The following is a 10374-nucleotide window of genomic DNA, read 5'->3' as shown; positions in this document are numbered from 1 at the left end:
CCCCCCCCCCCCCCCCCCCCCACTTCCGGATCGGGTGAAGCCGGCATGAGGATCGCTTCGATTCGCACGGATGGCGGCGAGTTCGCTGCGGTCGACACCGGCGCCGGGTTCGCCCTTCTCGGAACCTCGGTCACGGTGCTCGACGTGATCGCGCAACCGGATGCGCTGCCGGCTTCGACGCACGCGACGGATCCCCTCGCAAGCAACAGGACGAGTTTCGCGCCCCCGTACCGGCGCCCCGGCAAGATCTGGTGCATCGGTTTGAACTACACGGCCCACGCCCGCTCGCTCGACGAAGAGGTTCCGAAGCTCCCGGGGAGCTTCCTCCGGCCGCCGAACACGATCATCGGGCCCGGCGACGCCATCGTCCTCCCGGACGGGGTGGGTCGCGTCACGGTCGAGGCCGAGCTCGCGGTGATCATCGGGTCTCGATGCCGCGACGTCGACCGCGTGGGCGCAGAGGCGTCGATCTTCGGCTACACGTGCGTGCTCGACGTCACCGCAGAAGACATCTTGCGGCAGAACCCGAGGTACTTGACCCGTGCCAAGAGCTTCGACTCGTTCTTCAGCTTCGGACCGGTGATCGTTACGCGCGCCGACGTTCCCGACGTTTCTCCCCTCGTCGTGCGAACCGTTGTCAACGGTGAGGTGCGCGCAGAGAACAGCGTGGCAAACATGACGTTCGATCCGATCGAGCTCGTCCGCTACCACTCACGCGCGACCACGCTGGAGCCCGGCGACATCATCTCGACGGGCACACCGGGCGCCTGGCCCATCGAGCCGGGCGACGTCGCCCGTTGCGAGATCGACGGGTTCCCGCCGCTCGAAAACCCGGTCGCGGCCGAGCGACCAAACAGGAAAGGATAGGAGGCGACGTGGCGACCATCATCCGCACCGACGCAGACCTTTCGATCCCCGACCGGCGGCGGCCACATGGCCCGTTGACCCTCCGCCGCCTGCGGGTCATGGCCGTGGTTCTCTGGACGATCTGGGTGATCGGCCTCGTACCGGTGATCGCGGACTGGGCCCCGCACTGGAAGGCATTCGGCCTGGGCCTGCTTTTCCCGGGCGGCGGCTTCCTCTACACCTCGGACATCCCGTTCTTCATCCTGACGTTGCTCGCCGTGCCCTACATCGCGATCTTCCAGTTCCAGTTCCGCGCGGACACCGTGAGTCCCGTCCTGCTGGTCCTCGCTTCGGCTTGGGGCGCGTCGCTGCGCGCGCACACCGGGCCGTGGGATTGGGCACAGTGGGTCGTTCCGGCGATCCTGCCCGCCGTCTGGATCGGCGTCCGCGTCGGACGGCGTCGCGCGTTCGCGCGCGCGCGCGCAAGAGGCATGCGGCGCAACGCGTACCTTCGCGAGCTGCGTCCGAGCGTTCCCGAGGCTTCCGCGACCGGACCCGAGATGACGGCGGAGGATCTGGCCGTCGCGCGCTGGCTGCTCGATCGCGCGCTGCAGGCGAAGGATCGATTCGACGGATTCGATTGGTCGCGAGAGCAGTTCAGCATGGCTTCGATCCGGTACCAGCTGAACTGGATGCAGTGGGCCCTCGCACTCCTCAACTACACCCGCACCCCGGCGTTCGGCGGTTACCTCGCTGCCGGGCAGCGCAACCTCATCGAGAAGATGACCGACCGGCGCGCATGGGAGTACTGGCGGCTCGAGAACACGTGGGGGAACCTCGATCCGAACCCCGACCCGATCCGTCGCGACAACATCATGTACTCGGGGTACCTCGGCCTGATGCTGGGCATGTACGCCGCCACGACAGGCGACCGCAGCTTCGACGAACCCGGGTCGCTGTCACTTCGCTGGAACGACCGTCGCAGCTTCGTGTACGACCATCCGTCCGTCATCGACGCGGTGATCCGCAACTACCGATCGACGCCGTGGGGACTCTTCCCCTGCGAGCCGGGGCTGAACTTCGTCGGATGCAACGCCATCGGACTCCTCGGCGTGATGCTCTGGGACCAGGTGACCGGGAGCGCACACAGCCCCGCCATCAGCGAGCCGCTGCGACGCTCGCTGGAGGCGGAGTTCACGACCGCCGACGGAGACATCATCACGATCATCTCGCGGCGTCACGGTTACAGCATGCGGTTCGCGCGCTCGGCCATGGCACAAGCAGGACAGGGGCTCTTCAACCGTCCGTTCGCACCGGATCTCGCCGATCGTGCATGGGCCGTCCTGAGGCGCGAGGTGATCGCGATCGACGGGGACGGTCTTCTGCAGCCGAAACCGTACGGCTTGACGAAGGGTCGCCTCGACCGGATGGACCTCGGGAGCAAGAAGCCCTCCCCGGTCGGGCTGATCGCGAGCCTGGGGGCGCTCGCGCGAGAACTCGGCGACGAGGAGACCTACCGCGCCGCGGAAGCTGCGGCCGACGCGACGCTGGGACCGGTCGACCAAGGCGGCACCCGCTCGTACACGGCCGCCTCCGCATACGCGAACGCGTACCTGGCATTGGCGCGCTTCGGATGGAAGGACGCTTGGTTCAACCTGATGACGAAGGGGATGCCGGCGGGCTCGCGATCGGGCCCGCGTCTCGCCGCCGCGCCGTACCCGGAGGTCTTGGTCGCTCGAGCCGTTACCGACGGAACGACGCTCGACGCGGTGCTCGTTCCCGGCGCCGAGGGCGGCCGGTTCCCCCTCGGCATCGAACGACTGACACCCGGCCGGCGGTATCGAGTTTCCGGCGCGGCCGAAAGGGACGTTGCGGCGCGGCCGGACGGAACGGCGGCGATCCACGTCGACCTCTCGGCCCGGACCGAGCTGCGCGTCACGCCCGTCACGTGAGCGCGAGTCTGGCCGGGAAGCGAGCGATCGTCACCGCGGCCAGCCGCGGCCTCGGCCGGGCGGTGGCGGAGGCGCTGGCGGGGCAAGGCGCGGCGGTCGCGATCTGCGCACGCTCGGTCCCGGGGCTCGAGGAGGTTGCGCGAGGGATCGAAGCGGCCGGTGGCCCGCCGGTCTTCCGCCGGGCGGCCGACCTGCGCGACGCGGACGGGATCGCCGCGTTCGTCGCCGACGCAGCGCAGGCGATGGGCGGGATCGACATCATCGTCAACAACTGCGGCGGCCCGAAGGTCGGCCGCTTCGACGACCTCACCGACGACGACTTCCGGGAGGCGCTCGAGCTGATCTTCCTCAGCAACGTGCGCGTCACGCGCGCCGCGCTGCCGCATCTGGTGACGGCGAGAGGCTCGATCGTCAACATCCTCAGCACGACCGTGAAGCAGCCGGTGAGGGACCTGCTCCTGTCGAACTCCATCCGCCTGGGACTGGCCGGCCTGGCCAAGTCGCTGGCGGACGAACTCGCCCCGTACGGCGTCCGCGTGAACAACGTCTGTCCCGGCTCCATCCACACCGATCGCGTCGACGAGCTGGCTCGGAGCGAGGCCTCCCGCTCCGGGACCACCCTCGAGGAGGTTCTCGAGCGCCGAGGGGAGGCGGTGCCGCTCGGACGCCTCGGCCTGCCCGACGAGCTCGCTCGCGTCGTCGCGTTCCTCGCCTCCGACGCGGCCTCGTTCGTGACGGGCGTCACGGTTCAGGTCGACGGCGGGACCGTGCGCGGCGTGCTCTGATCGGACGCGCCTCAGTACGGCACGCGATCGGCCTTGGCCCCCCATTCCGCGAACGGCTCGCCGGCGGACGCGGCCGCCACGCGCACGAGGTGGATGCGGCGCTCGTCGGCCGAACGCTCCAGGTCGATCCCGATCTCGAGGTCGTCGAAGCCCGCGGCCGCGGCGTCCAGTTTCGTGCCGGCGAAGTAGATGCCGTCGATCCGTGCCCAGTAGGCGGCCGCGAGGCACATCGGACACGGCTCGCAGCTGGCGAACAGCTCGCAGCCCACCAGACGGTGGTCGCCGAGGACGCGGCACGCGTTACGGATCGCCACGACCTCGGCGTGCGCGGTTGGATCCGCGTACGGCGTCACGCCGTTCATCCCCGTCGCCAAGATGGCGCCGTCACGGGCGATCACGGCGCCGAACGGGCCGCCGCCGCGCCGCACCGACTCGACCGCCAGCCGGACGGCGAGCTCGATGAACGTGTCCTGCTTGGAGGGCGACATCAGCGCTTCCGGGTCGACGCCGCAGGCGCGCCGGCGATCTCCTCGAGGTCTCGCCGGGTCGGCAGCGAACCGCGGGCGCCCAGAGCCCTCGTCGCGAGCGCGCCGGCGGCGGCCGCGAGCCGCACCGCCTCGTCGAGGTCGTGCCCCTCCGCGAGCGACCATGCGAGGGCGGCGCTGAACGCGTCCCCGGCGCCCGTCGTATCGACAACCTCAGCCGGGAAGGCGTGTTGGACGACGTCCGGACGTCTGGGCCGAAGGATCCGCGCGCCGAGCGGACCCTCTGTCACGACGACGGCCACACCCTGCTTCAGCAGGCGGTCCACCCCGACGCGGCCGAGCGAAACCGCTTCGTGTTCGTTGGGCGTGATGACGTCGATGCTTCCGACGAGATCGGGATGCAGCGGCCTTGCCGGCGCCGGGTTGAGCACGAAGCGGAAGCCGCGAGAACGCGCCGCGCGCGCGGCCGCCAGCACCGCTTCGTCGGGGATCTCGAGGCTGGCGAGAACGACCGCTTCTTGGTCGTCGATACCGAGGAACGCGTGCTCGACGAACGCCGCCGACAAGGTCCGATTGGCTCCCGGAGCGACCGCGATGAGGTTCTCGCCGTGGGAGTCCACGATGACGACCGCCGTGCCGGTCGGTGATCCGGCCGTGCCGATCCGGGTCGTATCCACACCTTCGCGGTCGAGATCCTCACGCAGCTCGGCGCCGGCGTCGTCGTCGCCGACCATGCCGATGATCCTCGTGCGGGCGCCGAGACGGGCGGCCGCCGTCGCTTGGTTGGCGCCCTTCCCCCCCAAGGTCCGGACGAGCGAGCCTCCGCTCACCGTTTCCCCCGGGGAGGGCAACGTGGCGACGCGCATCACGAGGTCCACGTTGATCGAGCCGACCACGATGACGTTGCTCATACCGACGTCGACCCCCGCACCACCAGCTCCGGCGCGAGACGCGTGCGCCTCGGCGGGCCGTGGTACCCGCCGACCCGCCCGAGGAGCAGGCGCGCGGCTTCGGCGCCGATCGCGTCCAGCGGCTGGCGGACGGTCGTGAGTGGCGGATGCGAGATCTGGGCGAACCCGATGTCGTCGAATCCGACGACGGCCACGCGGGAGGGAACGTCGACGCCCAGCTCCCGAAGGCCCTGCAAGACCCCGAGCGCGATGAGGTCGTTTCCGCACACGATGCCGTCCGGGAAGTCTCCCCGGGAGGCGAGTTCGTGCGCGGCCTTGTTTCCCCATTCGAGCGAGAAGTCTCCGAGCAGGACCTCCTTATGCGTCCTCCCTTTCTGCGCTCGTGCGGTGCCGGAGTAGGCGTTCAGGCGCTCGCGTGCCGTCGATATCGATGGTTGCGCTCCGATGAATGCGGTGCGCCGCCTTCCGAGTGCCTCTAGGTGCCCGAGCGCCGCAGCGATCCCGGCGGCGTTGTCGACGGCCACGTGATCGGCGTCGACGTCGGACACCCAGCGGTCGAGCTGCACGACGGGGATTTCCCGCAGCGCCTCACGGACGGTGCGGCTGCTCGCCTCCGCTTCGCAGGGGATCATCAGCACGCCGTCGACCCGGCGGTCCAGGAGGGCGCGCACGTGGAACGCTTCTAGCTCTGGGTCGTCGCGCGAGTCGCCGAGCAGGAGGCTCTGATCGGCGGAGCGAAGCTCGCGCTCGACGGCCTGCACGAGTCCCGCGAAGAACGGGTTGGCGATGTGCGGCACGATCATGCCGATCGCCTGCGTCGAGCGGCGACGCAGCGAGCGGGCCACCTGATCGCCTCGGTACCCGAGCCGCCTGCAGGCTTCCTCGACCGCGGACGCGAGCTCCTGCCGTACGGGTCGGGTCCCCGAGATCACGCGCGAGACGGTCGCGACGGATACTCCCGCAGCGGCGGCGACGTCTCGGATCGTGACCCTCTGCATGCGCGGCCCCGGAGGTGGGGAAAACGATTACTTTCGTCGGATTCTAGCCTGGAGCGAGGAGGCGCGCTAGAGAGCTCGGCGCCCGAACGCCGCGGTTCAGGGCTTGAGCACGACCTTCGTCGCCTCCTTGGCGTCGAACATCTCGTAGGCCTTCCCGGCCTCCTCGAGCGGCATCGTGTGCGAGATGATGCGCGCGGGAGTCAGCCGGCCGGCTTCGATGAGACGCATCAGCTCCGGCCGGAACGCGAACGGGTTGCCGATCACGGCAGACACGGAAAGCCCTCGCAGGAAGACCTCGCCGGCCGTAACCGGGAAGTTCTCGTCGACGAGGACGCCCAGGAGCACGATCCTTCCGCCGACGCGAGGAAGCGTAAACGCGGTCTGGAGGGAAGGTTCCGCACCGACCGCCTCGATCACCAGGTCGGCCCCCTGGTTGTTCGTGCGATCGAACACCGCATCGAGCGGATCACCGACGCGCGCGTCGATCGGCACGGCTCCGAGCTCGGCGGCTTGTTTCAGACGCTCCTCGACCAGATCGATCGCGAACACGGTTGCCGCGCCGAGCAACGGCGCGCACGCCATCACCAGCTGCCCGAGCGGTCCGGCGCCGACCACCGCGACCGAATCGCCGGGCCGGATCGGGCCGGCCTTCAGGCCGCTGTAGGCGGTGGAGAGGATGTCGCTCACGAAAAGCACATCCTCGTCGGCGAGGCCTTCTGGGATGGGGGCGAGCGTCATCTCCGCCATCGGGACGCGCACGTACTCCGCCTGGCCCCCCGGCAGGTCGCCGGCCATCGGCCCCATCCCGAACATCATGAAGGCAGGACAACCCCGATGGTTACCGCCGAGACAGGAGGCGCACCGGCCGCACGCCGTGTACATCGCCGCGACGCACCGGGCGCCCGGTTCGATCTCGCGCACGGCGTCGCCGACCTCCTCGACGATCCCGACGAACTCGTGGCCGAGGATCATCCCCGGCTCCGCGCCGGGAGTCTTGTCGTGATAGATGTGCAGGTCGGTCCCGCAGACCGCCGACGAGGTGACACGAAGGATCGCGTCGGTAGGCTCCTCGATGGTGGGTCGGGGGGCGTCCTCGACGCGAACGTCCTTCTCGCCGAAGTAGTGAACGGCACGCATGATCGTGCCCTTACACGTTGAGGAGGTCGGCGCGACCTTCGTCGGCGAGGATCTTCTCGTAGCGAGACCGCAGCGGCTTCGCGAGCGGCATGAGCTTCAGCATCTTCGGGACCGAGCCCTTCACCCTGACCTTTCCGCGCGCCATCGCCGCCGTCATGTTCAGCTTACCGAGCCAGAACCGGTGTCCGTCGTCCGCCGACATCTTCAGCTGCATGTTCGGCTCGAAGCCGGCCGGCAGCTCGGTCGGGCCGAGGAACAGTCCGCCGGTGTCGAAGTCGACGCCGATGGTGCTGTCCGGGTCCGTGTAGTCGATCCGCACGATCAGGCCGGAGCCCTTCACCTTGGAGGCGAGTTCGGGGTCGTCCATCGCAACCCGGAAGATCTGCGCGAGGTACCGGTAGACCTCCTGCTCGTCCTTGAAGAGCGACATCCAGATCTCACCCCTCGCAGCTCGCCCGGCTGTGGACTATTCAGTTAAAATAGTCAACTGTTGCGAGGGACGTCAAGGGGCCGGAGAAGGCGGGCGCGTGCAAGGGATCCTCGCCAGAGGTCGCAACGAAACGTCTTCGAGGCTGGGGCGGGATCCACGCGTGCTCGCGACGGCTGCGCTGCTCGGCGTGGGGGTCGGGGGCCTGCTTCACCGGCTGCTGGTCGGGGCGTTCGAGGGGTGGGACCGGCTCGCCGTCGTGCCAAGCGCTCGCGGCGCGGCGCTGCGGGAGGATCTGCTCACGCTCGGCCCTTGGGCGGCCGTCACCGCGGGCGTCATCGCCCTCGCGATCACGGGACGACGGCGGGCGGCGGGGCGGGGACGGCGGATCGCCGGACTGTCCGTAGCCGTCGCCGGGCTGGTCGTCCTCCTCGTCGGGGAGCTCGAGCTCCACGTGTTCCGCACGCTCGGGCAGGGATGGGAGTCGCACGACCTCTTCTGGGACGTGGTTTTCCATCTGCCGGGGGAAACGATCGCCTTCGCCGGATGGCTTCTGCTTCCGGGGGGAACGGGTGCGGCCGGACGCGCCGCGTCTCAGACGAGTTGAGGGACGCGATGCTCGCTCTCGGTGGGGCTCGAGAGGTACGCGGGAACCTCGTAGACCGGCGTCGGCCTCGAGGGCACAGGCTCCGCACCCCGAGGACGATCCCCTTGGAACGTCGACACGACGGAGCCCCGCGTCCAACGGACCGCCCTGGCCAGGAGGCCGAGAAGGAATGCGCCCAACAAACAGCAAACCATCCCGAATAGATAAGCACGGCCCGCCCGGCCGCGTCCAGCATCGGGTTGACCAGATGGTCGGCCGTCCCCTACGAGGAGCGCCGTGACGGTGCCTCGCCCGCACGCGCGCCTCGGCGCGGTTCCCGCCGCCGCGGTCGAGATCGCCGAGGATTCGTTCCTCGGCGAGCGGATGCGCGCGGGACGCGCCGCGATCCCGAAGCTGCTCGACCGGCTCGAGGAGCACGGCGTCGTCGACAACTTCCGGCGTCTCGCGACCGGCACGGGCGAGCGTCGCGGCTTCTGGTTCTCCGATTCCGATCTCTACAAGACGATGGAGTCGGCGGCCGCATCGCTAGAGACCCACAACGATCCGGCGCTCCGCGCCCGGCTCCACGAGATCGCCGATGCCGTCGTTTCGGCCCAAGCGCCGGACGGCTATCTACACACGCAGTTCGAGAAAGAGCGGTACCAGGATGTGTCCTGGACCCACGAGCTGTACTGCGCCGGTCATCTCATCGAGGCGGCGATCGCGTACCGGCGAGCCACCGAGGACGGCCGGCTGCTCTCGGCCGCTACACGGCTCGCCGATCACCTCGCTACGGAGTTCGGCCCCGGTCTTCGCGAGCAAGCCGACGGCCATCCAGAGGTCGAGCTCGCGCTCATGGGCCTCTACCGCGCGACCGGGAACGAGCAGTACCTCGATCTGGCGCGGTTCTTCCTCGAACGCGTCGATCATCGCGCGATGCCACGCCTGACCGGGCACGCGGTCCGCGCGCTCTATTACAGCTGCGGGCTCACCGACCTCGTCCTGGAGACCGGCGACGCGCAGGTCCGTGAAAGTCTGGACCGGTTCTGGACGAGCCTCATCGACACCGGCTCGTACCTGACCGGCGGCGTCGGCGGACGCTGGGTGGGCGAGTCGATCGGCCGGCCGTACGAGCTTCCGAACGAAGGCGCCTACGCCGAGACGTGCGGCTCGGCCGCTGCGATGATGTGGTCCGGGCGGATGCTCGCGCTCACCGGCGACGCGCGGTACCCCGACTTCGCCGAGCGTGCGCTCTACAACGGGTTCCTCGCCGGCGTGTCGCTGGCCGGCGACGAATGGTTCTACGTGAATCGGCTGGCGTGGAACGGCGAGGCCGAGGTCGACCCGTGGGGCATCGGGCCGATGGTGTTCACCGCCGAGCTGATGAACTCGACGCGACGCAAGCCCTGGTACGACGTCACCTGCTGCCCGTCCAATGCCGTTCGCCTGCTGGCGTCGCTGCCCGGCTACGTCTACGGGTCGAGCCCCGACGGCGTCTGGGTTCATCTGTTCGCCGCGTCGACGCTGCGGTGGCGAACGCCCGCGCAGCGTCCGCTCGTTCTCACGCAGGACACGCGCTACCCGTGGGAGGGCGCCACGTCGATCTCGGTGGGCGTCGAGGAGCCGGAGGAGTTCTCCGTCTTCGTCCGGCTCCCCTCATGGAGCCGGACACCCGTCGTCTACGTCAACGGCAAGGAGATCGCCGGGGCCGTCGCCGGCTCGTACGTCGAGATCCGCCGGGTCTGGTCCGCGGGCGACGAGGTGGCGATCGAGTGGGACGACCGGCCGTTCTACGTGGAGAGCCATCCCCGGGTCGCAGAGAACCGCGGCAGCGTCGCCATCCAGCGCGGACCGATCGTGTACTGCATGGAGGGAACCGACAACGGGACCGTCGATCTCTTCGACGTGGCGGTCGATCCGCGAGAACGGCTCGCCTGGTCGGACCGGCCGGATCTGCTCGGCGGCGTGACGGTGGTCACAGCTCGCGGCACGGCGATCGGGACGAGCGACGGCCCGCTCTACGCGCGCGCCGGTGAGCCGCGAGCCGCCGGCGGGTCGGTGGAGCTCACGGCGATCCCGTACTACGCGTGGGCCAACCGGGATCCGGCGCCGATGACGGTGTGGATCCGCCGCGCGTGACCGGATCTGCGCGCTTGGAGTGAAGCGCGTCCCAAAACCTACGCGCAGCGTACGTTTTCGGTCACCATTCGATCGATCCGGCTCCATCGACGGGGGCAACCGGGACGG

10 protein-coding genes are annotated in these 10374 nt (G+C 69.5%); 5 read left to right on the top strand and 5 right to left on the bottom strand.

What is annotated here, in order from left to right:
* Positions 1–45: 45 nt before the first annotated feature.
* Genes WEB06_07300 through WEB06_07290 form a run of 3 tightly spaced genes read left to right on the top strand, consistent with a single transcriptional unit; the run spans position 46 to position 3583 of the window.
* A complete protein-coding gene (locus tag WEB06_07300; protein MEX2555419.1) occupies positions 46–867 on the top strand; it encodes a fumarylacetoacetate hydrolase family protein in 822 nt (273 codons plus the stop codon).
* 8 nt (positions 868–875) lie between these two features.
* A complete protein-coding gene (locus WEB06_07295; protein ID MEX2555418.1) occupies positions 876–2798 on the top strand; it encodes a hypothetical protein in 1923 nt (640 codons plus the stop codon).
* Positions 2795–3583, top strand: coding sequence for an SDR family oxidoreductase (locus WEB06_07290; GenBank protein MEX2555417.1), 789 nt, complete (start codon positions 2795–2797; stop codon positions 3581–3583). Before WEB06_07295 ends, WEB06_07290 begins: the two co-directional genes overlap by 4 nt.
* 11 nt (positions 3584–3594) lie before the next feature.
* Here the strand turns inward: WEB06_07290 and WEB06_07285 are convergent, their stop codons facing one another.
* From WEB06_07285 to WEB06_07265, 5 genes are all read right to left on the bottom strand, one after another.
* Positions 3595–4071 carry a nucleoside deaminase gene (locus WEB06_07285; protein ID MEX2555416.1) on the bottom strand — a complete coding sequence of 159 codons (477 nt, stop codon included), beginning with the start codon at positions 4069–4071 and terminating at the stop codon, positions 3595–3597.
* Positions 4071–4979: a ribokinase gene (locus tag WEB06_07280; protein MEX2555415.1), complete on the bottom strand. Its 909-nt coding sequence runs from the start codon at positions 4977–4979 to the stop codon at positions 4071–4073. Before WEB06_07280 ends, WEB06_07285 begins: the two co-directional genes overlap by 1 nt.
* Positions 4976–5977, bottom strand: a complete 1002-nt coding sequence (locus WEB06_07275; GenBank protein ID MEX2555414.1) for a LacI family DNA-binding transcriptional regulator — start codon at positions 5975–5977, stop codon at positions 4976–4978. Before WEB06_07275 ends, WEB06_07280 begins: the two co-directional genes overlap by 4 nt.
* Before the next feature lie 96 nt (positions 5978–6073).
* On the bottom strand, positions 6074–7114 hold the full coding sequence (locus WEB06_07270) for an alcohol dehydrogenase catalytic domain-containing protein (protein MEX2555413.1): 1041 nt from the start codon (positions 7112–7114) through the stop codon (positions 6074–6076).
* A gap of 10 nt (positions 7115–7124) precedes the next feature.
* Positions 7125–7544 (bottom strand): SCP2 sterol-binding domain-containing protein, encoded by a 420-nt coding sequence (locus WEB06_07265; protein ID MEX2555412.1) that lies wholly within the window; start codon positions 7542–7544, stop codon positions 7125–7127.
* A 160-nt stretch (positions 7545–7704) separates the two neighbouring features.
* Here WEB06_07265 and WEB06_07260 point away from each other — a divergent pair, with 160 nt between their 5' ends.
* Both WEB06_07260 and WEB06_07255 read left to right on the top strand, forming a co-directional pair.
* Complete coding sequence (locus WEB06_07260) at positions 7705–8148, top strand: hypothetical protein (protein ID MEX2555411.1); 444 nt, start codon at positions 7705–7707, stop codon at positions 8146–8148.
* A gap of 276 nt (positions 8149–8424) precedes the next feature.
* The gene (locus tag WEB06_07255) at positions 8425–10266 is read left to right on the top strand and encodes a beta-L-arabinofuranosidase domain-containing protein (GenBank protein MEX2555410.1); all 1842 of its coding nucleotides are present in this window, start codon (positions 8425–8427) and stop codon (positions 10264–10266) included.
* Positions 10267–10374: the final 108 nt, after the last annotated feature.

Source organism: Actinomycetota bacterium, assembly GCA_040905475.1.
Lineage (GTDB): Bacteria > Actinomycetota > AC-67 > AC-67 > AC-67 > DATFGK01.
The sequence above is the reverse complement of the archived record's forward strand: the minus strand, read 5'-3'. Positions and strand labels throughout refer to the sequence as shown.